21 protein-coding genes and 5 tRNA genes are annotated in these 23,965 nt (G+C 35.6%); 19 read left to right on the top strand and 7 right to left on the bottom strand.

Translation table 11 applies throughout. The annotated features are described in order from the left end of the window. Positions 1-6: 6 nt before the first annotated feature. Positions 7-735, bottom strand: a complete 729-nt coding sequence (locus FJR48_RS10115; protein ID WP_152308006.1) for a YaaA family protein — start codon at positions 733-735, stop codon at positions 7-9. A 182-nt stretch (positions 736-917) separates the two neighbouring features. Here FJR48_RS10115 and FJR48_RS10110 point away from each other — a divergent pair. The 16 genes from FJR48_RS10110 (at position 918) to FJR48_RS10035 (ending at position 15,522) form a co-directional block, all read left to right on the top strand. After that, positions 918-994 (top strand) — tRNA-Thr (locus FJR48_RS10110). A 45-nt stretch (positions 995-1,039) separates the two neighbouring features. Then, a tRNA-Tyr gene (locus FJR48_RS10105) sits at positions 1,040-1,124 on the top strand. A gap of 16 nt (positions 1,125-1,140) precedes the next feature. After that, a tRNA-Gly gene (locus FJR48_RS10100) sits at positions 1,141-1,216 on the top strand. Positions 1,217-1,379: 163 nt separating this feature from the next. Continuing rightward, positions 1,380-1,454, top strand: a tRNA-Thr gene (locus FJR48_RS10095). A gap of 80 nt (positions 1,455-1,534) precedes the next feature. Then, positions 1,535-2,734: an elongation factor Tu gene (gene tuf / locus FJR48_RS10090; protein WP_152308005.1), complete on the top strand. Its 1,200-nt coding sequence runs from the start codon at positions 1,535-1,537 to the stop codon at positions 2,732-2,734. Positions 2,735-2,780: 46 nt separating this feature from the next. Continuing rightward, complete coding sequence (rpmG, locus tag FJR48_RS10085) at positions 2,781-2,933, top strand: 50S ribosomal protein L33 (RefSeq protein WP_152308004.1); 153 nt, start codon at positions 2,781-2,783, stop codon at positions 2,931-2,933. A 22-nt stretch (positions 2,934-2,955) separates the two neighbouring features. Continuing rightward, a tRNA-Trp gene (locus tag FJR48_RS10080) sits at positions 2,956-3,031 on the top strand. A 69-nt stretch (positions 3,032-3,100) separates the two neighbouring features. Continuing rightward, entirely contained in the window at positions 3,101-3,280 is a 180-nt protein-coding gene (gene secE / locus FJR48_RS10075; RefSeq protein WP_152308003.1) for a preprotein translocase subunit SecE, read from the top strand. Positions 3,281-3,290: 10 nt separating this feature from the next. Further along, the gene (gene nusG / locus FJR48_RS10070) at positions 3,291-3,818 is read left to right on the top strand and encodes a transcription termination/antitermination protein NusG (RefSeq protein WP_152308002.1); all 528 of its coding nucleotides are present in this window, start codon (positions 3,291-3,293) and stop codon (positions 3,816-3,818) included. Between the two features lie 110 nt (positions 3,819-3,928). Beyond that, a complete protein-coding gene (gene rplK, locus FJR48_RS10065; protein WP_152308001.1) occupies positions 3,929-4,354 on the top strand; it encodes a 50S ribosomal protein L11 in 426 nt (141 codons plus the stop codon). 69 nt (positions 4,355-4,423) lie between these two features. Then, complete coding sequence (gene rplA, locus FJR48_RS10060; protein ID WP_152308000.1) at positions 4,424-5,116, top strand: 50S ribosomal protein L1; 693 nt, start codon at positions 4,424-4,426, stop codon at positions 5,114-5,116. Positions 5,117-5,267: 151 nt separating this feature from the next. Further along, positions 5,268-5,753 (top strand): 50S ribosomal protein L10, encoded by a 486-nt coding sequence (rplJ, locus tag FJR48_RS10055; RefSeq protein WP_152307999.1) that lies wholly within the window; start codon positions 5,268-5,270, stop codon positions 5,751-5,753. 151 nt (positions 5,754-5,904) lie between these two features. Then, complete coding sequence (gene rplL / locus FJR48_RS10050; protein WP_152307998.1) at positions 5,905-6,276, top strand: 50S ribosomal protein L7/L12; 372 nt, start codon at positions 5,905-5,907, stop codon at positions 6,274-6,276. 224 nt (positions 6,277-6,500) lie between these two features. After that, positions 6,501-10,646, top strand: a complete 4,146-nt coding sequence (rpoB, locus tag FJR48_RS10045; RefSeq protein ID WP_152307997.1) for a DNA-directed RNA polymerase subunit beta — start codon at positions 6,501-6,503, stop codon at positions 10,644-10,646. After that, complete coding sequence (gene rpoC / locus FJR48_RS10040) at positions 10,639-15,156, top strand: DNA-directed RNA polymerase subunit beta' (RefSeq protein ID WP_152307996.1); 4,518 nt, start codon at positions 10,639-10,641, stop codon at positions 15,154-15,156. The genes rpoB and rpoC overlap by 8 nt, the downstream gene beginning before the upstream one ends. A 96-nt stretch (positions 15,157-15,252) precedes the next feature. Continuing rightward, positions 15,253-15,522, top strand: coding sequence for an acylphosphatase (locus tag FJR48_RS10035; protein ID WP_152307995.1), 270 nt, complete (start codon positions 15,253-15,255; stop codon positions 15,520-15,522). On the opposite strand, the gene FJR48_RS10030 is transcribed toward FJR48_RS10035, so the two are convergent. Together FJR48_RS10030 and FJR48_RS10025 are read right to left on the bottom strand one after the other, a co-directional pair. Continuing rightward, positions 15,519-16,262, bottom strand: a complete 744-nt coding sequence (locus FJR48_RS10030; RefSeq protein ID WP_152307994.1) for an exonuclease domain-containing protein — start codon at positions 16,260-16,262, stop codon at positions 15,519-15,521. The two genes, FJR48_RS10035 and FJR48_RS10030, sit on opposite strands and share 4 nt — an antisense overlap. Positions 16,263-16,282: 20 nt before the next feature. Further along, complete coding sequence (locus FJR48_RS10025; protein ID WP_152307993.1) at positions 16,283-16,660, bottom strand: hypothetical protein; 378 nt, start codon at positions 16,658-16,660, stop codon at positions 16,283-16,285. 64 nt (positions 16,661-16,724) lie between these two features. Here FJR48_RS10025 and FJR48_RS10020 point away from each other — a divergent pair, with 64 nt between their 5' ends. Genes FJR48_RS10020 through FJR48_RS10010 form a run of 3 tightly spaced genes read left to right on the top strand, consistent with a single transcriptional unit; the run spans position 16,725 to position 19,442 of the window. Beyond that, positions 16,725-17,375 (top strand): N-acetylmuramoyl-L-alanine amidase, encoded by a 651-nt coding sequence (locus FJR48_RS10020; RefSeq protein ID WP_152307992.1) that lies wholly within the window; start codon positions 16,725-16,727, stop codon positions 17,373-17,375. Then, entirely contained in the window at positions 17,365-18,495 is a 1,131-nt protein-coding gene (locus FJR48_RS10015) for a DUF819 family protein (protein WP_152307991.1), read from the top strand. Before FJR48_RS10020 ends, FJR48_RS10015 begins: the two co-directional genes overlap by 11 nt. Continuing rightward, complete coding sequence (locus tag FJR48_RS10010) at positions 18,492-19,442, top strand: dipeptide epimerase (RefSeq protein ID WP_152307990.1); 951 nt, start codon at positions 18,492-18,494, stop codon at positions 19,440-19,442. The genes FJR48_RS10015 and FJR48_RS10010 overlap by 4 nt, the downstream gene beginning before the upstream one ends. Here FJR48_RS10010 and FJR48_RS10005 read toward each other — a convergent pair. The 4 genes from FJR48_RS10005 to nhaA all read right to left on the bottom strand — a co-directional run bounded on the left by FJR48_RS10005 (position 19,432) and on the right by nhaA (position 23,871). Further along, positions 19,432-20,508, bottom strand: coding sequence for a multiheme c-type cytochrome (locus FJR48_RS10005; protein WP_152307989.1), 1,077 nt, complete (start codon positions 20,506-20,508; stop codon positions 19,432-19,434). The two genes, FJR48_RS10010 and FJR48_RS10005, sit on opposite strands and share 11 nt — an antisense overlap. Before the next feature lie 53 nt (positions 20,509-20,561). Continuing rightward, complete coding sequence (locus FJR48_RS10000; RefSeq protein WP_188108578.1) at positions 20,562-22,004, bottom strand: methyl-accepting chemotaxis protein; 1,443 nt, start codon at positions 22,002-22,004, stop codon at positions 20,562-20,564. Then, positions 21,979-22,476, bottom strand: coding sequence for a PAS domain-containing protein (locus FJR48_RS09995; protein ID WP_152307987.1), 498 nt, complete (start codon positions 22,474-22,476; stop codon positions 21,979-21,981). The genes FJR48_RS10000 and FJR48_RS09995 overlap by 26 nt, the downstream gene beginning before the upstream one ends. Before the next feature lie 63 nt (positions 22,477-22,539). Then, complete coding sequence (gene nhaA, locus FJR48_RS09990; protein WP_152307986.1) at positions 22,540-23,871, bottom strand: Na+/H+ antiporter NhaA; 1,332 nt, start codon at positions 23,869-23,871, stop codon at positions 22,540-22,542. Between the last annotated feature and the right edge of the window lie 94 nt (positions 23,872-23,965).

Here is a 23,965-nt window from a genome sequence, read left to right as displayed (position 1 = left end):
TATATTTTAGTCTGTGATATTGTACACTATCTCAGTTTTGTTTTTAATAGTCTTAATCTCATGGATGCTTAAACCCTCAATCTCCAGTTTTTTAAAATCTTCTATATTTTGTGTATTTGCATTTGCTATAGCTTTTAATACTAATCCTCTATAGGCTTTTGCCCAATGGCTTACAACTTTACCGCCTTTTAAAAACTTCAGAGTCGTATATGATTTGTTAGGTTTATAAAATTTATCGTAATAACCTGCACGCAGATCCAGTATGTCGTCGTTTGCAAGAAGAAGATCAAGCTGGTACGAAAACCTGTCTTTATAAAATTTATCTGGTACTATATCTCCAATATTATTACCTTGTTTTACTTTATAGTTTGGAATTTTATCGCCTGCATAGATAGGACCGTAAAGATTTGAAAATATAATAGTGTTTTGCTTAATATAGTTTTTTGCATCTTCATTTAGGTTTTGATACTCTAAATAATCATAGGCTACACCTTGGTAACGCTCAATGGCATCCATAAAGGGTGAATTAAATATATCTACTATGTATGGTTTACAATCGGAAAATTTTTTAAAGCCAAATAACTTCTTTATATCATCTTCTTTTTTAGAGTTTACTATATTGTTATAGGTCTTTAATATTTCATCTCTTGCATCGGTTGCACCTAAAAGTTTACTTTTTTCTTTATCGCCGCCGTTATTTTTACCTTCAGAGGGAGAAAATAAAATTTTTAACATATATTTATGCCTTTTTTGCTTTTTAAAATCTTACTAATATAGTACTTAGTTTAAAGAAAAAAAGCTGATTTAATTAATACTTTTAGGACTAAATTACCTAAAGAGTAAATTTTTACAAAATTTTATAAAAAAACTCTTGACATTGAAAATATTTTCGACTATAATTCTGGCTCAATTTCGTTGCTGCCATAGCTCAGTTGGCTAGAGCAGCTGATTTGTAATCAGCAGGCCCGGGGTTCAAATCCTCGTGGCAGCACCATTGAAATAGAAATATTAGAAACAGTGTTAGACCAGATTTTTTGATGGTGAGATAGTCAAGTGGCCAACGACGGCAGACTGTAAATCTGCTCCCTATGGGTTCAGAGGTTCGACTCCTCTTCTCACCACCACTTTTCTATAACTAATGCGGGTGTAACTCAGTGGCTAGAGTTCCTGCCTTCCAAGCAGGCTGTCGAGGGTTCGAATCCCTTCACCCGCTCCATACTGTTATAGAAACTCTGGAAGCTGAAGTACAATTTTCATTAATTAACTTCTAGTGTAAAAATTTATATACTATATTATATAGATTTCTATATAGCTTACTATCTAATTCAATTTAATATTTTAGGTTTTTTATTTATAAAATTATGCAGTTTTTGCTTAATGCTCTCGTGGCTCAGGGGTAGAGCACTTCCTTGGTAAGGAAGAGGCCATGGGTTCAATTCCCATCGTGAGCACCATAAAAGTTAAATTTAAGCAATAATTGAATAATTTTTGGGTATAATTCCATTTCTATTCACAAATTAAGTCGGAGGACACTATGGCAAAAGAAAAGTTTGAACGTACGAAACCGCACGTAAACATTGGTACTATTGGTCACGTTGACCACGGTAAAACAACATTAACAGCAGCTATTACTGCAGTACTTGCAGTAACTAATGGTGCAAAACTTATGGATTATGATGCAATTGATAACGCACCTGAAGAAAGAGAGCGTGGTATTACTATCGCTACTTCACACGTTGAGTATGAGACGGATTCTCGTCACTATGCACACGTTGACTGCCCGGGTCACGCGGATTATGTTAAAAACATGATTACTGGTGCTGCTCAAATGGACGGTGCTATCTTAGTTGTATCAGCAGCTGATGGTCCAATGCCACAAACACGTGAGCACATTCTTCTTTCTAAGCAAGTTGGTGTACCTTACATCGTTGTTTTCATGAACAAAGAAGATATGGTTGATGATGAAGAGTTAATGGAATTAGTTGAGATGGAAATTCGTGAACTTCTTGATCAATATGACTTCCCAGGTGACGATACTCCAATCGTAGCTGGTTCTGCACTTCAAGCTCTTGAAGAAGCAAAAAGCGGTACATTAGGTGAGTGGTCAGATAAAATTCTTAAACTTATGGCTGAAGTAGATGCATATATCCCTGAGCCAGCTCGTGAAACTGATAAAGACTTCTTAATGCCAGTTGAAGACGTATTCTCAATCTCTGGACGTGGTACAGTTGTTACTGGTCGTATTGAGCGTGGTGTAATCAAAGTTGGTGAAGAAGTAGAAATCGTTGGTATCCGTGATACACAAAAAACTACTGTAACTGGTGTTGAGATGTTCCGTAAAGAGATGGAACAAGGTGAAGCCGGAGACAATTGTGGTATTCTTATCCGTGGTATCGGTAAAGATGAAGTTGAGCGTGGTCAAGTACTTTGTAAGCCGGGTACAATTACTCCTCACACTAAATTTACTGCTGAGATCTATGTACTAAGTAAAGATGAGGGTGGTCGTCATACTCCATTCTTCAACGGTTACCGTCCTCAGTTCTACGTTCGTACAACAGACGTAACTGGTGCTATCACTTTACCAGAAGGTACTGAAATGGTTATGCCAGGTGATAACGTAAGTATAACTGCTGAGTTAATTCACCCAATTGCAATGGAAAAAGGTACAAACTTCGCTATCCGTGAGGGTGGTAGAACTGTTGGTGCTGGTGTTGTTGCAGAGATTATTGCGTAATTCAGGTTTTCCTGAATTACCAAAATCCTTTATATAAGGTAACAAAATGAGAGAAAATATCCATTTAGGTTGTGAGAAATGTACTCGTCGTAACTATCACACAACAAAAAATAAAAAAACTCACACTGAAAAGTTTTCTGTAAAGAAATACTGTAAATGGTGTAAAGAGCATACAAATCACAAAGAGATGAAACTGTAATAAGTTTTACCTCTTTATTTATAGGTGCATAGCTCCAATGGTAGAGCACCGGATTCCAAATCCGGGTGTTGGGGGTTCGAGTCCCTCTGCGCCTGCCACAGATTTATTATTAGTAAAACTGATCAGTTTTATTTATAATAAATACGTATTATATAGGAAAGTTATTTATGAATTTAAGTACACACTTCAAAAACGCAAAATTAGAATTAGCTAAGGTAATCTTTCCTACTAAAGGTCAGGTTAAACAGGCTTATATTTCAGTTGTAATTGTTGTTGCAGTTATTTCTGCATTTTTAGCTTTAGTTGATTTACTGATGTCTTCAGTTATGTCAACTATATTAGGATAAGGAGAGTCTCATGGCACATCAATGGTATTCTATTCAGACATATGGAAGCGAGAGAGCAGTACGTGATGCTATCTTTATTATGATTGAAGAGATGGGACTTCAAGATGCTATTACTGATGTTATAGTTCCTACGGAAGATGTAATAGATGTAAAAGACGGTAAAAAAAGAGTAAGTGAACGTTCCCTTTATTCTGGTTATGTATTTGCAAGAATTGATTTAAATACTGAAATTCAGCATATGATTCAACGCATACCGAAAGTTTCAGGATTTATTGGAGAAGGTAGTAAGCCTACACCGTTAAGCGAACACGATATTAATACTATTTTAGACAGAGTTAACAATCGTGCTGCACCAAAACCAAAAGTATTTTTTGAACCTGGTGAAATGGTTCGTATCAATGAAGGTCCGTTTGCTAACTTTACGGCAACGGTTGATGAATATGATTTAGAGCATGGAACTTTAAAACTAAATGTTTCAATCTTCGGAAGAGCTACACCTGTAGATATCTCTTATACTCAGGTAGAGAAAGTCATATAATTTATATACTGTGCTAAAGTTAGACTTCTAAGAGGTTTAACTTTAGCACAGTCTAAAAGTGACCGAATTTATTCGGATTACGTCAAAAATAAAAAAAACAAGGAAAAACTATGGCAAAGAAAATAGATGGTTACATCAAACTTCAAATTGATGCTGGTAAAGCAAATCCTGCTCCACCGGTAGGTCCTGCTTTAGGTCAACGTGGTGTTAACATTATGGAATTTACTAAAGCTTTTAATGAAAAAACAAAAGACATGATGGGATTCAAAGTTCCGACTGTTATTACTGTTTATACTGATAGAAGCTTTACTTTTATCACTAAGCAGCCACCTGCATCTGCATTAATCATGAAAGCAGCTGGTCTTAAAAAAGGTACAGATAATCCACTTAAAAACAAAGTTGGTAAATTAACTAAGGCTCAATTAATGGAAATCGTAAACCAAAAAATTGTTGACTTAAATACTGACGATGTAGAGATGGCAGCTAATACTTTAGCTGGTACTGCTCGCTCAATGGGTGTTGATATCGTAGATTAGTCTTTAAGACTTTATCGTTAACCACAGCGATTTAAATAATTGTGGAAGAATTTAATCGGAGATTTGAAAATGAGTAAAAGATATAAACAATTACAAGAAAAAATTGATAATACGAAAGCTTACAGCGTTGCTGAAGCTACAAGTACTGTAAAAGAATTAAAAAGTGCAAAATTTGATGAAACTGTCGAAGTTGCACTTAATCTAAACGTAGATCCTCGTCACGCTGACCAAATGGTTCGCGGTGCTATCGTTTTACCACACGGTACGGGTAAAACTGTACGTGTAGCCGTATTTGCTAAAGGTGCAAAAGCGGATGAAGCTAAAGCTGCAGGTGCTGATATTGTCGGTACTGATGATTTAGTTGCACAAGTAAAAGAGGGTGTGTTTAACTTTGACGTTGTTGTTGCAGCACCTGATTGTATGGGTCTTGTTGGACAAATTGGTCGTATCCTTGGACCAAAAGGTCTTATGCCTAACCCTAAAACAGGAACTGTTACTCCAGATGTAGCTACTGCAGTTAACAACTTAAAAGGCGGTCAAGTAAACTTTAGAGTTGATAAAAAAGGTAATATCCACGCAGGTATCGGTAAAGTTAGTTTTGATGCTAAACAAATTGAAGAAAACTTTAACACTTTCTTAAAAGCTATTAACAAGCAAAAACCGGCTTCTGCAAAAGGTAAATATATAAAAAGCGGTGCTATTAGTTTAACTATGTCGCCTGCTATAAAACTAGATACTGCCGAACTACTAGACATTAAATAGTAATTTTTAGTATCCCACAATAATGTGGGGTATTATAAAGTTACTGCTTTGGTAACTGCATTTTATGGACTAAAGATATAGGTGCTTAGCTTAATATCCTATTGAAGTGAAGTGAATTATTCACTTAGATGTCTGGAAAGGAGAATATTCTATGACAAAAACACAAAAAGCTGAAATTATTGAAGTACTTTCAAATGAGTTTAAAGATGCTCAGTCTGTAATCTTTTGTGATTACAAAGGATTAAGCGTTTCTGAACTTGAAGGTTTAAGAAAAATCGCTCGCGAAAAAGAAGCAAAAGTTCAAGTTGTTAAAAATACTCTTGCTACAATCGCTCTTAAAAACGCTGAGTTAGAAGGTATTGAGTTACAAGACACAAACATTCTTGTTTGGGGTGATGATTCTGTTGCAACTTCAAAAGTTGTTTCTAATTTTGCTAAAAATAATGAAAAATTTGTAATTAAGTCTGCTTACATTGACCGTGAAGCCGCTGATGCTGCTAAAGTTGAAGCATTTGCTAAACTTCCTGGACGTGAAGAACTTCTTGGTATGCTTGCCGCTACTTGGATGGCTCCACTTACATGTATTGGATTTGGTCTTAACGCTCTTAAAGAGAAAAAAGAACAAGAGGCGGCATAATTTATTACGCCAAATGAGCAAAAGCCCATTTAGCTACGTTAACACTTGGTTCTCCTCAGCGGAGAGCTCACGCGTTGCATAGCCACGCTTTTGTTATAATAGAGATATTTATTCTCTATATAAAAAATATTAAAAGAAAAAGGAGCCTAAAATGGCTGTAACTAAAGAAGACGTATTAGAGTTTATCTCAGGACTTTCTGTATTAGAACTTTCTGAGCTTGTAAAAGAGTTTGAAGAAAAATTTGGTGTATCTGCACAACCTGTTGCTGTAGCTGGTGGAGCTGTAGCCGGTGGTGAAGCTGCTGAAGAAAAAACTGAGTTTGATGTTGTATTAACTGATGCCGGTGCTAAGAAAATCGGTGTTATTAAAGTAGTTCGTGGTCTTACTGGTTTAGGACTAAAAGAAGCTAAAGAGGCATGTGAAGCTACTCCATCGGTAATCAAAGAAGGTGTAGATAAAGAAACTGCTGAAGCTGCTAAAGCTGAGCTTGAAGAAGCTGGTGCATCAGTAGAACTTAAGTAAGAATTTTACTTTTTTTATTTGGAGGGCTTTTGCCCTCAATTTTCGGGCGCTTTAGCTTAGAGATTTAAGTCTCTTAGCTAAAGTGCCCTTATGTCGTTTATAAGCACTATTATATTTATGAAGTATATCCATACTTTATAAAACTGTTTTTATCTAAGGACGCTTAGATAAATTTATCTTGAGTCGTGAACTCAAGTTCCAATTACAACTTACAGAGGTAGCCTATGTTAAACACTTTATATTCTGGAAATCGTCTTCGTGTAGACTTTGCCAAAACTCCTCAACAGATCGAAGTTCCAAACTTACTTCAACTTCAACAAAGTTCTTATGATAACTTTTTAATGATAGATGCAAAAGACAGAACTGCATCTGGTATTGAGAAAGTTTTTCAATCGGTATTCCCTATCCACGATGCTCAAAATAGATTAACTATTGAGTATATCGGTTCTGAAGTAGCTAAACCGAAATATACTGTTCGCGAGTGTATGGAGCGTGGACTTACTTATTCGGTATCATTAAGAATGAAAACTCGTCTTGTCTTATGGGATAGAGATGAAAACACTAAAGAGAAACTTGGTGTTAAAGATATTAAAGAGCAGTCAATTTTTGTTCGCGACATCCCGCTTATGACTGATAGAACTTCTTTTATTATCAACGGTGTTGAGAGAGTTGTTGTTAACCAACTTCACCGTTCACCGGGTGTTATCTTCAAAGAAGAAGAAGCTACAACGGTTGGAAACAAACTTATCTATACCGGTCAAATCATTCCAGATCGCGGTTCATGGTTATATTTTGAATATGATCCAAAAGATATTCTTTATATGAGAATAAATAAACGTCGTAAAGTTCCCGTAACTATTATGTTCCGTGCACTTGGATATTCTAAACAAGATATTTTAAAACTGTTTTATCCAATCCAAACTATAAAAATGCAAGACAACAAGTTTTATGTAGAGTTTAATTCATCTGATTATTCAGGTCGTCTTGATTATGACTTAGTTGATACTAACGATAAAGTTTTAGTTGCTACCGGTAAAAGACTATCAGCTAAAAAAGCTCAAAAATTTATTGAAGACGGATTAACGGATGTTCAGTATCCTTTAGAGGTTTTACTAGACCGTTATTTAGCTGAAGCTATTATTGACCCTGAAACTGGTGAGATTCTTTTTGATACTATGACTCACATTGATGAGACTAAACTTAAAAAGCTTGCAGAAATCGGTGTAACTGAATTTAAAATTGCAAATGACTTAGCGGACGGTGTTGACAGTTCAATCATAAATGCATTTAACGCAGATGCAGATTCACTAAAACTTCTTAAACAAACTGAAGATATTGAAGATGAGAACGATTTAGCGGCTATTCGTATTTATAAAGTTATGCGTCCAGGTGAGCCTGTAACAAAAGAAGCTGCACATGCATTTGTTAACCAGTTATTCTTTGATCCTGAGAGATATGACTTAACTGAAGTTGGTCGTATGAAAATGAACCATAAACTTGATATGGATATCCCTTCATATATGACTGTTTTAACTCATGAAGATATTATCAAATCAGTAAAATACGTTATTAAAGTTAAAAACGGTCAAGGTCACATCGATGATAGAGATCACTTAGGTAACAGACGTATCCGTTCAATCGGTGAGCTTTTAGTAAATGAGTTACACAACGGTTTAGTGAAGATGCAAAAAGCTATCCGTGACAAACTCTCTACTATGAGCGGTGCAATGGAAGAGTTGATGCCACACGATTTAATCAACTCAAAAATGATTACGTCAACTGTTATGGAATTTTTCTCAGGCGGGCAGTTATCTCAATTTATGGACCAAACAAATCCATTATCAGAAGTTACTCACAAGCGTCGTTTATCGGCACTTGGTGAGGGTGGTCTTGTAAAAGAGCGTGCAGGTTTTGAAGTGCGTGACGTTCACCCTACTCATTATGGACGTATATGTCCGATTGAGACTCCTGAGGGTCAAAACATCGGTCTTATCAATACTTTGGCAACTTATTCTAAAGTAAATGACCATGGTTTTATCGAAGCTCCTTATAAAGTTATGAAAGAGGGTCAAATCACTAATGAAGTTGTATATCTAACAGCTACTCAAGAAGAGGGTGTTAAGATTGCTGCTGCATCTAATCCGTTAGATGAGAATGGACAGTTTAAAACTGAACTTATTACCGTAAGACATGACGGTGAGTACCTGCTTCGTCCAAAAAGCGAATGTGAGTATGCAGATTTAAGTTCATCTATGGTTGTAGGTGTAGCTGCTTCACTTATTCCGTTTTTGGAACACGATGATGCCAACCGTGCACTTATGGGTTCAAATATGCAACGTCAAGCTGTGCCTTTAATCAAGCCTGACGCTCCGATGGTAGGTACCGGTGTTGAGAAACTTGTTGCTCGTGATTCTTGGGAATGTGTAAAAGCTAACCGCGCCGGTACTGTTGAGAAAGTTGACGGTAAACACATCTACGTAATGGGTGATGAAGATGGTGAGATATATATAGATTACTATCCGTTACAAAAAAATCTACGTACAAATAACAACACTTCTTTTGCTCAAAAACCAATCGTAAAAGTTGGTCAAAAAGTTACTAAAGGTCAAGTTATCGCAGACGGTCCGAACATGGATCAAGGTGAATTGGCACTTGGTGTTAATGCAATGGTTGCATTTATGCCTTGGAACGGTTACAACTACGAGGATGCGATTGTAATATCTGAACGTATGATTCGTAAAGATGCATTCACGTCTGTACACATTTATGAAAAAGAAGTAGAAGCACGTGAACTTAAACACGGTGTTGAAGAGATTACTCGTGACATTCCTAATGTTCGTGACGATGAATTAACTCACTTAGATGAATCAGGTATTATTAAAATCGGTACTAACGTTAGCGGCGGTATGATACTAGTTGGTAAAGTATCTCCAAAAGGTGAAGTTAAACCGACTCCTGAAGAGCGTTTACTACGTGCAATCTTCGGTGAAAAAGCAGGTCACGTTGTAAATAAATCACTTTACTGTCCACCGTCAATGGAAGGTGTAGTAGTTGATGTTAAAATCTTTACTAAAAAAGGTTATGACAAAGATGAGCGTACACTTTCTTTAGAAAAAGAAGAACGTGACTTTTTAGAGCGTGAGCACTATGACAGACTTCTTATGATAGATAAAGAGGAGATGCTTCGCGTAGCTAAACTTCTAACTCGTGAATCTTTAACTGCGGATATTACAATCGGTGAGACTGATTATAAAGCGGGTGATACAATAGATGCAAAAGATTTAGAAAACGTAAATCGTTTTGCTATGAATGCAATCGTTAAAAGTTTTAGTGAAGATATTCAAAATGAATACAACAAAACTAAAAACTATTTCCAAAAGCAAAAGCGTATCTTCCGTGATGAGCATGAAGAGAAACTGACTATTTTAGAAAAAGACGACATCCTTCCAAACGGTGTTGTTAAGTATGTAAAAGTTTATATCGCAACTAAGCGTAAACTAAAAGTCGGTGATAAAATGGCAGGTCGTCACGGTAATAAAGGTATCGTATCTACAATCGTACCTGAAGTAGATATGCCGTACATGGAAGACGGACGTTCAGTTGACGTATGTCTAAATCCACTGGGTGTACCTTCACGTATGAATATAGGACAAATCCTAGAGATGCACCTTGGTATGGCGGGACGTGAGCTTGGTAATCAGATTCAAGCTGAATTTGATGCTAAACAGGCTGACTTTATAGATAATTTACGTGCTAAAATGATATCTATTGCAGACGTTGCAGGTATGATGGATGCAAAAAACGTTATCTCTAAAATGAGTGATGACGAGTTTTTACATTATGCACGTGACTGGGCAAAAGGTGTTCGTTTTGCAACTCCTATTTTTGAAGGTGTAAATGCTGCAGAGTTTGAAAAAATATTTGAACTTGCAAAAATGGATACTGACGGCAAAACTGTACTTTACGATGGAAAAACCGGTGAGAAGATTAAAGAGCGTGTAAATGTAGGATATATGTATATCCTTAAACTACACCACTTGGTTGATGAGAAAATCCATGCTCGTTCAACCGGACCATACTCTTTAGTTACTCAACAACCTGTTGGTGGTAAAGCACTATTTGGTGGTCAGAGATTCGGTGAGATGGAGGTATGGGCATTAGAGGCTTATGGTGCATCTGCAGTTCTTAAAGAGATGTTAACTATCAAATCGGATGATGTTGATGGTCGTGTTCGTGCTTATAAAGCAATTACAAAAGGTGAATTAGTACCGGCTTCAGGTATCCCTGAAACTCTGTTTGTACTTACTAAAGAGTTGCAATCACTTGCACTAGATGTAGAAATTTTTGACGAGGTTGAAGACGATGAGTAAATTAGTACCTATTGAAGTAACTGAAAATGACAGACCAAAAGATATAAAACAGCTACAATTTCGTTTAGCTGCACCTGAAAAGGTATTATCATGGTCAAACGGTGAGGTTAAAAAGCCTGAAACTATTAACTATCGTACATTAAAACCTGAGCGTGACGGTCTGTTTTGTGCAAAAATCTTCGGTCCTGTACGTGACTATGAGTGTCTTTGTGGAAAATATAAAAAGATGCGTTACAAAGGTGTTGTATGTGAGAAGTGTGGTGTTGAAGTAACAAGCACTAAAGTTCGTCGTACTCGTATGGGTCACATCGAACTTGTTACTCCTGTAGCACATATCTGGTATGTGTCTTCATTACCTTCACGTATCGGTACTCTACTTGGTATCAAAATGAAAGATTTAGAGCGTGTACTTTATTATGAAGCATATATCGTTGAGCAAGGTGGAGAGGCATATTATGATGCCGACGGTAAAACACCTGTACTTAAATACGATGTATTAAACGAAGAGCAGTACCGTACATTAGTTCAAAGATTCGGTGAATTAGGCTTTAAAGCTCGTATGGGTGGTGAAGTAGTTCGTGATTTACTAGAAGAGATAGACTTAGTTGATGCATTTACACAATTAAAAGAAGATATTGAAGAGACTAAGAGTGAAGCTAAGAAAAAAACAATTGCTAAACGTTTAAAAGTAATCGAGTCTTTCTTAAACTCCGGAAATAATCCTGCGTGGATGATGTTAACTGTATTACCGGTTCTTCCACCTGATTTACGTCCACTTGTATCACTTGACGGTGGTAAGTTTGCAGTGTCTGATGTTAATGATTTATATCGTCGTGTTATCAACAGAAATCAGCGTCTTAAGCGTCTAGTTGAACTAGAAGCTCCTGAGATTATTGTTAGAAACGAGAAGCGTATGCTTCAAGAATCTGTAGATGCACTTTTTGACAACGGTCGTCGTGCAAATGCGGTTAAAGGTGCTAACAAGCGTCCACTTAAATCATTAAGTGAAATTATCAAAGGTAAGCAAGGACGTTTTAGACAAAACTTACTTGGTAAGCGTGTTGACTTCTCTGGACGTTCTGTAATCGTTGTTGGACCAAGCCTTCAGATGCACGAGTGTGGATTACCTAAAAAAATGGCACTTGAACTGTTCAAGCCACACTTAATTGCAAAACTAGAAGACAAAGGTCATGCGACTACTGTTAAAGCTGCTAAGAAAATGATTGAAGACCAAACAAATGAAGTTTGGGAATGTTTAGCGGAGATTGTTGATGGTTATCCTGTAATGCTTAACCGTGCACCTACACTTCACAAACTATCAATCCAAGCATTCCATCCAAAACTGATTGATGGTAAAGCTATTCAGCTTCACCCATTAGTTTGTTCTGCATTTAATGCCGACTTCGATGGTGACCAGATGGCGGTTCACGTACCTTTAAGCTCAGCTGCAATTGCTGAAGCAAAAGTACTTATGATGGCATCTATGAACATCCTTCACCCTGCAAGTGGTAAAGCTATTGCGACTCCGTCACAAGATATGGTACTTGGTATCTATTATATTACTTTAGATAAAAACGGTGTTAAAGGAAGTAATAAACTTTTTGCAAACGTAGATGAAGTAAAAATTGCGTTTGAGCACGATGCACTTGATTTACATGCAAAAATCCGTACACGTGTTGATGGTCGTATCATTTATACGACTGCAGGACGTTTACTTCTTAAAGATATTTTACCTGACTTTGTTCCAGCAGAACTTTGGAATAAAGTTATGAAAAAACGTGCTATCGGTGAGCTTGTTGATTATGTTCAAAAACACGGTGGTATAGGTGTAACAGCAGGTTTCCTAGACAGACTTAAAGACTTAGGTTTCAAACAAGCTACAAAAGCCGGTGTATCTATATCTATTGATGATGTTAAGATTCCAGATGCTAAATATGCTAAAATTGAAGAGTCTAAAAACAAAGTTATCGAGATTCAAAAACAATTTGAAGCCGGTTTATTAACTGAGCAAGAACGTTATAATAAAATCATCGACGTTTGGACTGATACAAACAATACTGTTGCGGCTCAAATGATGGAACTTGTTGAAGGTGATAAAGAAGGTTTTAACTCTATCCACATGATGGCTGATTCCGGTGCGCGTGGTTCTGCTGCACAGATTCGTCAGCTTGCAGGTATGCGTGGTCTTATGGCTAAACCAAGCGGTGATATTATTGAGACTCCGATTATCTCAAACTTTAAAGAGGGTCTAAACGTTGTTGAGTACTTTATTTCTACTCACGGTGCTCGTAAAGGTCTTGCCGATACTGCACTTAAAACGGCAAATGCGGGTTACTTAACTCGTAAACTTGTTGACGTTGCACAAAATGTTAAGATAGTTGAGCATGATTGTCATACTCACGAAGGTATTGAGATTTCAGATATTTCTGATCAAAACACACTAATCGAATCTTTAGAAGACAGATTAAACGGACGTGTTTTAGCTGATGATATAATCGATCCGATCTCAAATGAGATTCTTTATGCAGAGGGTACTTTAATCGATGAAGTTTCTGCAAAAATCATCTCAGAAGCAGGAATCAAAACCGCACACATTAGAACTCCGACTACTTGTAAAAGTGAAGACGGTATTTGTGCACTTTGTTATGGTGTTAACCTTGCAACCGGTCACATTGTTCGTACCGGTGAGGCTGTAGGTATTACGGCAGCTCAGTCAATCGGTGAGCCTGGTACTCAGCTTACACTACGTACTTTCCACGTTGGGGGTACTGCATCTAGTACGGCTCAGGAGCGTCAAGTTGTAGCTGAGAAAGAAGGTTTTATCCGTTACTATAACTTAAATACTTACGAGTCAAAAGACGGTAAAAATATTGTTGCAAACAGACGTAATGCGGCTGTATTACTTGTTGAGCCGAAAATAAAAGCTCCGTTTGCAGGTAAGGTAAAAATTGAAACTATTCATGATGAAGTTTTAGTTTCTATAAAGGGAGATAAAGATACTCAACGTTATTCACTACGTAAAAACGAGATAGCTAAACCAAATGAGCTTGCTGGTGTATCTGGTCAGATTGAGGGTAAATACTACTTCCCGTATGAATCAGGTTCAAGTGTATCTGAAGATGAATCTATCGTTGAGACTATTAAAGACGGTTGGAACGTTCCAAGCCGTATCCCTTATGCATCTGAGTTGTTGGTTGATAACGGTGCACCTGTAACTCAAAAAATATATGCCAAAGAGGAAGGTAATGTTAAATACTTCCTACTTAAAGGTGACTATTTAGAGAGATTTGAAGGACTTAAAGAGGGTTATGAAGTTAAAGAAAAAGGTCTTTTTGCTGCTGTAATCGATAACAATAACCGTGAAGCGGTTCGTCACTATATTGCACGTGGTTCCGTAATAGTTGCAAATGATGATGCGAGTGTAGAAGCTACTACATTGCTTGCAAAACCTGCAAGTGACGAGTCGGTTGTAATAGCTGAGTGGGATCCGTACTCTAATCCGATTATCTCTGAGTCTAACGGTGTAGTTAAATTTGAAGATATTATAGTCGGTACTACGGCAAGCGAGCAGTTAGATGAATTAACTGGTAAAACTCGTTTAATGATTAACGATCACATCTCAAGTGAATTTAAACCGACTGTTGTTTTAGCTACACAAGACGGTGAACTTTTACGTTATGCGATTGAGTCTAAATCATCTATTTATGTTGAAGACGGTGCTACTGTTAAAGTTGCGGATATAATTGCTAAAACGCCAAAAGCACTTCAAAAATCTTCGGATATTACAGGGGGTCTTCCACGTGTATCTGAGCTATTTGAAGGTCGTCGTCCAAAAGCTACTGCACTTATTTCCGAGATTGACGGTGTAGTTAGTTTTGGTAAGATGTTACGCGGTAAGGTACGTATTGTTATCAACAGTGATGCTGGTATCGTAAAAGAATACTTTGTAGATAAATCACACTCACCTGTTGTAAATGCAGGTGACTTTGTTCACGCAGGTGAGCGTCTGACTACGGGTATAATATCTTCTCATGAGATTTTACGTATTAGCGGTGTTAAAGCACTTTATAACTACCTTGTGTCTGAAGTTCAGCAAGTTTACCGTTCTCAAGGGGTTAACATTGCCGATAAGCATATTGAAGTTATCTTTACTCAGATGTTACGTCAGATTAAGATTATCAAATCGGGTGATACTAAGTTTATTGAAGGTGATTTAGTATCTAAAAGTAAATTTAAAGCCGAGAATGAAAAAATCACTCGTCTTGGCGGTCGTCCTGCGATTGCCGAGCCGTTCTTAGTCGGTATAACACGTGCGGCAGTTGCGGCTGATTCTATTATCTCTGCGGCTTCGTTCCAAGATACTACTAAAGTTCTTACTGAGGCTGCGGTTTCAGCTAAGATAGATGATCTAAATGATCTTAAAGAGAATGTTATTATAGGTCGTACGATTCCTGTTGGTACCGGTATCTACAAAGACCAAGAAATTCTACTTTCTAGCGAAGACGAATAGTAGTAACTACTTTTATATTACGGATAAGGAAAAATTTCCTTATCCATAACAATCCTTCAATTTTATTTTTTCCAATATTTACTGTACAATTGTTTTATGCAATCATATAAATTTATAGTTATCGGTCGTGTTCAAGGCGTATATTATCGTGCAAATATTCAAAAAAATGCAGCTGCTACAGGGTTTAGCGGTTATGTAAAAAACCTTTCCGATGGAAATGTTGAAGTTTGTGTAACTTGTGATGAATTACGATTAGAAGAGTTTAAAGAGATTCTTAAAAAAGGTTCTCCAAATAGCGTAGTAAATGAACTTCATACACAAAAGTGCGATGAAGTATTTAAAAACGGATTTGAGATAAGGTATTAATTCTCTAACACACTTTGTAGTGAATAGCGCATATCTGCATCTAAATTCTCCATAGAACTTAGCATCCAACGTAAATAACCGGCATCTTCGTGTGCTACTTCGCGTAAAGTTTTTCCTTTGTATTTTCCAAATCTAAATTTGTCTATCAAAATAGGTGTATTTGTTAAGTCAACCATTTTATCGACGGGGTTGTCGTTTGGAAATATTTTTTGAACGGATTGACGAAGTTTTGATAAAAACAGCTTAAGAATAAGTACATCACCTATGGCATCGTGTGCTTTTACTTCTATGCCTAGTTCATTTGCTTCTTTTTGTTCATCTTTATACAAACCCATTTTATAACGAAAGTATTGCAGACGGTGAGCCTCTTCATCTTTGTATATGTGTTTAGCTACACGCAGTGTATCTATAACTTTCATTTTAGTATTAAAGCCTTCCTTGGCTAACATATCCAAATCAAAGGGTGCATTATGGATTATCATATAGTTTTCGTTTGTATTTAGCTCTTGAAGTCTTTTGTATGCTATACTCTCTTTGATTGAAGGCTTGCCATCAATCATCTCTTGAGTAATGCCGTGAACCTCCATAGCTCCAAATTTTATAGGAACTTCACAAGAAAAAAATTCGTTATGTACTTCGGGTTGTTTTGCACCAAGAACCATGTACCCCAGTTGTATAACTCTGTCTTCTTCATTTGTTCCCGTTGTTTCGGTATCGAGTATTACGTAATGTTTTGCCAAATTAGTCCTTTAGTTATCGTTTAGTTCGTTAAAAAATTGTCAATCATATAGGTTTTTTCAACCTCTAAAAATTCTTCGCTTAGTTCGATATCAACATAGTCATCATGAAATCTATATATGCAAAAAGTTACTATTCGCATCGGATATATGTTGTTCCAAAATTTAAAGTTTTTTACAATAATGGGTTCTGTAAGTTCCATAAAAATGCTTTTAATATATGCCAATGAATCGTTTGTAGCATTTAATTTAAATAGTTTAAATAATTTAGAGATATTGATTTGCATCTCTAACTCTTCATTTTCCAAGTAAGTGTTATAAATTGCACGTCCAAGCTTTAATGCTTCATCGCTTAATGGTTCATTTAATAATTTTTGTTTTTGAACTTTGTGTATACCCATGAGAGAGATATTACCACTTTTGTAATTAAAGTTGTATAAATATTAACAGAGTAAAATATAGCTTATGAAATATATATATTTAATACTGGTTATTGTATCTTTTTTAGATGCACAAGAAATTATTCAAACACCTATAAAGTTCTCGGATAACAGGGTTGAACTTACAAAGTCTTATATAAAAGCACACTATGGTATAGATGCCAAAGATATAAAAATTACACCAAAGATAATTCTTATTCATCATACGGCAATAAACTCTTTTGAAGAATCGCTAAGTCGTTTTATGGAAGAGAAACTTCCATCACTACGTGCAGACATAAGTTCTGCTGGAGCTGTTAATGTTAGCACCCATTTTATGGTTGAACGAAACGGAACTATACATCAGTTGATGCCGCTAAATTTCATGGCACGACATGTAATAGGACTTAACTATAACTCCATAGGTATTGAAAATGTAGGTGGTGCAGATGGTGAAAACAACTTAACGGATGCACAACTGAAATCAAATATATTTTTAGTTAAGTATCTTAAAAGAAAGTTTGATTCTATAGAGTATTTGGTCGGACACTATGAATACAGATGTTTTGAAAATCATGAACTTTGGCTTGAGAGAGACGCCGGATACAGGACGAAAAAGAATGACCCGCATCCAAACTTTATGAACAAACTTGTTAAACATTTTAAATCTTTAAAGCGTGCACCTTGTGATAACTAATCCATTTAGCTATCTTTTTGTTCTAGCTATAATAGCAACTTTTTTAAGCGGACTGGAACAAAAAACAAAGTGGAATTTTTTTAAATATATTCCCGCAGTAGTCCTTATATATGCCAGTACAATGTTGCTCGCTTCTTTTGGATTATGGGAGTTAAACAAAGAGATAAACGATATATATAAATTGACAAAAACAAACCTTCTTCCTGCTATGATATTTTTGATGTTGTTGCAAGTCGATATCAGGCAGTTTTTAAAACTTGGTAAAAAGTTAATTATTGCATATATCTTGGCAGTTGCATCTATAGCTTTAGGTTTTATACTCATCTCTTTAATACTTGGTTTTGATAAGGATATGTTAGGAGCATTTGGAGCACTTGCGGGAAGCTGGATGGGCGGTACTGCAAATATGGTAGCAGTCGGTTCGGCTCTTGGTGTAAGTGATGAAGCTTTTGGTTATGCACTGATAGTAGATAGTTTTAACTATACGTTTTGGGTGGCATTTTTACTTTTTATAGTAGGATTTGCAAACCTGTTTAACAAGTTTACGGATGCAAAGTCGAGTGATGATGCTATAAATAGCATCGGATGTGCTTGCAATATCGGTGCAAAGAGATATTGGTCTTTGATTATTTTATCTTTAGCAGTATCTTTTTTCTCTCAAGTTATAGCTCAGAATATATCCATAATAAACTCAACTACTACTATGGTTGTAACAGCTACATTTAGCGGAGTTTTAGCTTCTTTTACAAGAGTGCGTGAGATAAACGGTTCAAGTGACATAGCTACGTCGATGCTATATATGCTAATAGCGCTTATCGGTTCACGTGCAGTATTTGAGAGTTTTGAGGGTATCGGTTTTTATGTACTTGGAGGTTTTTTAATCCTCGTTATTCATGCACTAATCATGGTAGCGGGTGCAAAGATATTTAAACTAGATCTATTTAGCATCTGCGTAGCATCTCTTAGTAATATAGGCGGCGTAGCATCTGCACCTATTTTAGCGGCAGCTTATAATAAAAGTCTGGTAGGAGTTGGCGTGTTGATGGCTATAATGGGATATATAATAGGTACTTTCGGCGGACTTTTTGTCGGTAACATATTAGAGGGCTTTGCAAAATGAAGATAAAAAAAATAACAACTACAATAGAAACAATTCCTCTAAAAACCCCTTTTATAACAGCTTTAAGAAGAGTTGATAATGTAGAGTTCGTAAGGGTAAGGATTGAACTGCAAAGCGGTAATTTATCTTTTGGCGAAGCACCCGCAACTAAAGCTATCACGGGTGAAGATTTAGATTTGATTTTAAACAGTATAGATAGTTATAAAGCAAGGCTAATAGGATTAAGTCCTCAAGAGGCAATAGCTAAACTTGATTCTTTTAAAATAGGTTCGAGTGCAAGGGCAGCTTTGGATATGGCACTTTTTAATATACTGAATCCTTTAAATAACAAAACAGATAAAAAAACGGCAATAACAATATCTTTAGGAGATGTCTCTAAAATGCTCGCAGATGCAAATATAGCATACACAAGTCAAAACGATATACTAAAGCTAAAGTTTAACGATAATATAAACCATGCTATAGAGGTAACAAAAAAGATAAAAGAGCAAAATCCTGATGCAAGCCTGCTTATAGATGCAAATCAGGCTTGGAGTTATAAAGACAGCATAACCTATATAGATGCCATAAAAGACGTGGGAATAGAGCTTATCGAACAACCTGTAAAAAAAGATGAACTAGAATCATTAAAAAAAATAACTGAGTATTCAGACATTCCTATAGTTGCCGATGAGAGTTGTTTTACATTTGAAGATGTAAAAGTTGTAGTGGAAAATAAAATTGCGGATATTATAAATATAAAACTTATGAAATGCGGAGGCATAACAAAAGCTATGGAGATTTTGGAGTATTGCAGAGCTAAAAAAGTACCCGTTATGATGGGAAGTATGCTTGAGGGTCCTACATCTATAGCATATGCATCCAGTCTAGTAGATGCATATAAAGATGTCGTAAAATATGTGGATTTGGATAGTCCACTGCTTTATAAAGAGAATTTTAAAAAGTAAAACTCTCTTTTTTAAACTCTATAAACTTTGTTGCTACTTCGTTATCTTCTAAGTTGAGTGTTTTTAAAGCTTTTGGATTTACTAAAAACCATCCTAAAACGATATCTACTTTATCACCGCTTTGGAGTTTATAGTCGTATTTTATGCTTCTTTTTTCATTTGCCTGAATCATAGTGTTTTTTAAAGTCGTACTTGCAGTCCAAGGCATGGCAGGTTTGCCGTTGTGACCTATTACTCTTACAAATATTTCATCTTTTAGTTTTGTCGTCTTACCTGCTCTTGTAACGCTTACTTTTAAAACGGCAGTTCTAAGAGGATGCAGTAAAAGTGCATGACTTGTACGATTGTCGATGTTTACTATAAAATCGTTAATTTGGCGAAGAAGGGATATATCTACATATTTTGTAAGCATATCTTGATTTGAATGACTTCCTGCAAACCCGTGAAAACTATGTTCTTTACGATCTTTGAAGTTTGATACACTTCCTTTTACTTTTGGCATATGACAACTTACACAGTTTGCTCCGTCCATCTCGTTATCTATATTTGTCGAACATACGTTTAGTTTATGTTTATTCATCTTATGTGAGTGACAACCTATACAAACATTACCGTTTTTAAAATGCTCATTACCTTCACTTACAATACCGTGATAAGGAGAAGTTATATGATCTTCTAAGGTTCCAAAATAATTTTTTTCGGTTGAAGTAGTAATGTTTGTATTTGATTTTGCATGCAGTTCAATGCTTTTTATACGATGGCAATATGCACAAGATATTCCTTCTTGATGCTTAGGAGAATCCGCTTTTGGCATTGAATCTTTTTCTGCAGTAGGAGTGTGACATTTTCCGCAACCGTATTTTTTAAATTCCAGATTTTGCGGATGCTTTGCCCAAACAGAACCGTGTATTGGGTCTTTTTGCGGTGTAGAATTTGCATGCATGGATTCTGAAAATTCTTTATATATAAGTGGATGACAGGATTTACAATCTTCACTAGGTGCAAAGTTTTTAGATGCAAGGAGTGAAGTTATACTTAGTAAACTTAGAAATATAAATTTTAACATTTGATTATCTCCTATATTTTTTAAAATTATAATTAAAATAACTTAGCATTATATTATTTTAATGAATTAGTATAACTTTGTTCCTCTTCCAACATTTTATCCATTAAAGTAAATAATTCAAAGGTATTTTTTTCTATCTCTATAAAATTTTCTTTTATATCGTTTGAGACTTCTAAAATATTATTTTGTTTTAATAATTTTAAAGAATCTATAACTTTATCATGAACATTTTTGTGTGGATTTAGTATTGCAGAATATGATTTAGAATGACTAAATTGCCCTTTTCCTTCATTATCATACCATTTACCGAATCTACAGGTAGTATGGTCGTTAAACTCTTTATGTTCCTCTTTAGAGATATGGTCAAGTGCTTCGGCTTTAAATAAAATATGGTCTATTTTTGCTAAAACTATGAAGTTTTTGTTTTTCATGTATGTGCTTGAATTTAAAACGGATTCACTCGTTACATTAAATTTTTGCAGTGAGTTATAAAGTGTCTCAACGCTCTCTTTTGATATTTCGGATATTTTGTTTAACTCTAGTGAACTGTCGTGCATTCCGCTTGCTTCTTGTTGAAGAGTCGATATAGATATAGATATCTCGCTTGTAGCTTTTTGAGTACGTTCTGCCAGTTTGCGTACTTCATCGGCTACTACGGCAAAACCGCGACCGTGTTCACCTGCACGTGCAGCTTCAATAGCTGCATTTAATGCAAGTAGGTTTGTTTGATCGGCTATATCTTTAATAAGATCTATTACAAGGTTTATCTCTTGGGTTTTTGTACCCAAAGATTCTACTATCTCATCATTTTGAGCAATTATTTCCGACAATTTTTCAAAATTTTGATTCATATTTTCAACGACTTGGTTATTTTCTCTAGAAAGAGATGCACTCTCCTGTGCTTCGTTTGCCAGATTGCTAAGGGTTTCATTTGTTTGAGAGATTTGAGTCTGTATGCTTGCAAAATTAGAAACTAAACCTTCACCCGTTTTATCTAGTTCGATAAGAAAGTTTTTCTTTCTTTGTGTTAGATATTCTTGCTCCATTGCATCAATACTTTTGTTAATAAGTTCGGCTGTTCTTTTAAAAGCCGGATTTAGTCCCGTATGACAAACACGGCGAAAGTATTTGTTTTCGGATGCATATTGAATAGAAGTATTGATTTCGCGAGTAAAACTTTCAAGTTGATCAAATAAATCATTAATACCGTAGCTCAAATCTGCAAGTTCACCTCCGGCTTCTATATATAATTCTCTTAATTCAAAATTACCTATTTTGCTACCCTCGACTACTCTCAAAGACTCTGCAATAGTGTGTCTGGTAATCTCTATTTGTTTGTATGCATATATAGCTATGGCAATATTTAAAAGATTAAATACAAACGTAGTGGTATTAAACTCAAAAAATGTTACAGATATTAAAAGCCCTAAGGAAACTACCGCTAAGTGTGCATAATTTGCATAATGTATTTTAGAGAGAGATGATAAATTCATCATATTCCATTCCTTTTTCATCCAAAATCTCTTGAATTTTATTAAGACTTGCTTCGATTCCTTTTTGTTTTTCTAAATCAAGAAGGGTTTTATACAAAGGTTTGATAATATCAAGAGCTTCTTGTTTGGGTTTTCTTCTTGCAGAGTGGTAACCTACGATTTTATCTTCAAAATAAGAAGGTGTAACGTTTGCAAATACCCAGTAATATGAGCCGTCTTTACATATATTTTTAACATAGGCATTTATCTCTTTAGAATCTTTTAGATAATCCCATAGAAGTTTAAAAATTGCTTTTGGCATATCAGGATGGCGGATTATATTATGAGCTTTTCCGATTAATTCGGATTCATCCATTTTAACTATATCGATAAAAGCACGGTTGGCGTAAGTTATTTTTCCTTTAAGATCGGTTTTTGTGACGAGTAAAGTGTCGTCATTAAAACCAACCTCATTCTCTCTTGCAATAATATTCATTAATCCTCAATTTTGTCAAAAATTGTCAGATTTTATCAGTAATTCTTTAAAAACAATGTTAAATTATTTTACCGGGCTAGTATTTCTTAGTAATAAGTAACCTATGGTACCTGATAAAATAGATGCAAACAGTACGCCGACTTTAGCTTCAAAAATAAGTGTATTACTATCTATAAATGCCAAATCTGCCACAAATATACTCATTGTAAAACCTATACCGCCTAAAAAAGAGACGCCGAATATTTGATACATCGTGGTGTTTTCGGGAAGTTTGGTGATACCCATTTTTATCGCTAAAAACGATATACCGAAAATCCCAATAACTTTTCCTAAAACAAGACCTGAAATAATACCTAAAGAAACGTCAGAGAATATTGCCGAAGAGATAGAAGAAAAATCTATACCAATTCCTGCATTTGCCAGTGCAAAAACAGGAATTACGACAAGACCTACCGGTAGATGCAGGGCTTGTTCAAGTCTTTGTGCAGGTGAACCCACTTCGTGTATGCGTCTTTTTATCGTGTTTAATATCGCTTTTTGCTTATCGTGGGTAGTATAATCCGTAGCTACCGGATAACTATCGTATTCATCAAGTAAATCTCTGATTTTTCTTGTAAATTTAAGGGGCTCAAATTTTGGTCTGGAAGGTATAGTAAGAGCTGCAAGTACACCGGCTATAGTAGCGTGCACACCTGATTCGAGCATAAAAAACCACATAAACATACCGATTATAAAATACGGTAAAATCATATGCACGCCCAAACGGTTTATAATAAGCAACAATATAAACGAAATAAAAGCCAGTAGAAGCGGTAAAAATATGATTTGTTTGGTATAAAATATAGCAATAACCAAAACCGCACCCAAATCATCTACAATTGCTAAGGCTACCAAAAAAGTAATAAGTGCCGGTGATACACGATTGCCTAAAAGTACAAGTGCACTAATTGCAAAGGCTATATCCGTAGCCATCGGGATACCCCATCCGTTTGCACTAGCTCCGTCGTGATTAAAAAAAGTATATATTAAAGCAGGAAAAATCATCCCCCCTATTGCGGCTATAATCGGAAGAAGGGCATTTTTAAAAATAGACAGTTCACCTACTAATATTTCACGTTTTATCTCTAAGCCTACCATAAAGAAAAATATTGCCATTAAACCGTCATTTATCCAGTGATGCAAAGAGTGTGAGAGATGCCATGAACCTACGCTGAAATCTATTTTGGTATGAATTGCATGGTTGTAAACCTCTGCTAAAGGGGAATTTGCGAGTATTAGTGCAAATAAAGTTGCGGCTATTAATACTAAACCGGAAGTTGTTTGTGAATGTAAAAAGTGTTCAAAAGGCGAATATATTCTATCAAAAGCTTCTTCCCACGGTGAGTATATTTTCAAATGAAACTCCCTTTTTAAAAAATAAGATAATCAATTTAAGATTTTTTTATTATAACGAATAAATATAAAAATAAAAAAATATTTGTATAATTAG

This window comes from Sulfurimonas lithotrophica (assembly GCF_009258225.1).
In the GTDB taxonomy this organism is placed as follows: Bacteria; Campylobacterota; Campylobacteria; order Campylobacterales; family Sulfurimonadaceae; genus Sulfurimonas; species Sulfurimonas lithotrophica.
Note: the sequence above shows the minus strand (reverse complement) of the source record. Positions and strands in the feature narration are given on the sequence as shown.

What these genes read in the sequence shown, in the direction of transcription:
- FJR48_RS10115 (WP_152308006.1), bottom strand. Translation starts at nt 735, where the DNA reads ATGTTAAAAATTTTATTTTCTCCCTCTGAAGGTAAAAATAACGGCGGC.
- tuf (WP_152308005.1), top strand. Translation starts at nt 1,535, where the DNA reads ATGGCAAAAGAAAAGTTTGAACGTACGAAACCGCACGTAAACATTGGT.
- rpmG (WP_152308004.1), top strand. Translation starts at nt 2,781, where the DNA reads ATGAGAGAAAATATCCATTTAGGTTGTGAGAAATGTACTCGTCGTAAC.
- secE (WP_152308003.1), top strand. Translation starts at nt 3,101, where the DNA reads ATGAATTTAAGTACACACTTCAAAAACGCAAAATTAGAATTAGCTAAG.
- nusG (WP_152308002.1), top strand. Translation starts at nt 3,291, where the DNA reads ATGGCACATCAATGGTATTCTATTCAGACATATGGAAGCGAGAGAGCA.
- rplK (WP_152308001.1), top strand. Translation starts at nt 3,929, where the DNA reads ATGGCAAAGAAAATAGATGGTTACATCAAACTTCAAATTGATGCTGGT.
- rplA (WP_152308000.1), top strand. Translation starts at nt 4,424, where the DNA reads ATGAGTAAAAGATATAAACAATTACAAGAAAAAATTGATAATACGAAA.
- rplJ (WP_152307999.1), top strand. Translation starts at nt 5,268, where the DNA reads ATGACAAAAACACAAAAAGCTGAAATTATTGAAGTACTTTCAAATGAG.
- rplL (WP_152307998.1), top strand. Translation starts at nt 5,905, where the DNA reads ATGGCTGTAACTAAAGAAGACGTATTAGAGTTTATCTCAGGACTTTCT.
- rpoB (WP_152307997.1), top strand. Translation starts at nt 6,501, where the DNA reads ATGTTAAACACTTTATATTCTGGAAATCGTCTTCGTGTAGACTTTGCC.
- rpoC (WP_152307996.1), top strand. Translation starts at nt 10,639, where the DNA reads ATGAGTAAATTAGTACCTATTGAAGTAACTGAAAATGACAGACCAAAA.
- FJR48_RS10035 (WP_152307995.1), top strand. Translation starts at nt 15,253, where the DNA reads ATGCAATCATATAAATTTATAGTTATCGGTCGTGTTCAAGGCGTATAT.
- FJR48_RS10025 (WP_152307993.1), bottom strand. Translation starts at nt 16,660, where the DNA reads ATGGGTATACACAAAGTTCAAAAACAAAAATTATTAAATGAACCATTA.
- FJR48_RS10020 (WP_152307992.1), top strand. Translation starts at nt 16,725, where the DNA reads ATGAAATATATATATTTAATACTGGTTATTGTATCTTTTTTAGATGCA.
- FJR48_RS10010 (WP_152307990.1), top strand. Translation starts at nt 18,492, where the DNA reads ATGAAGATAAAAAAAATAACAACTACAATAGAAACAATTCCTCTAAAA.
- FJR48_RS10005 (WP_152307989.1), bottom strand. Translation starts at nt 20,508, where the DNA reads ATGTTAAAATTTATATTTCTAAGTTTACTAAGTATAACTTCACTCCTT.
- FJR48_RS10000 (WP_188108578.1), bottom strand. Translation starts at nt 22,004, where the DNA reads ATGATGAATTTATCATCTCTCTCTAAAATACATTATGCAAATTATGCA.
- FJR48_RS09995 (WP_152307987.1), bottom strand. Translation starts at nt 22,476, where the DNA reads ATGAATATTATTGCAAGAGAGAATGAGGTTGGTTTTAATGACGACACT.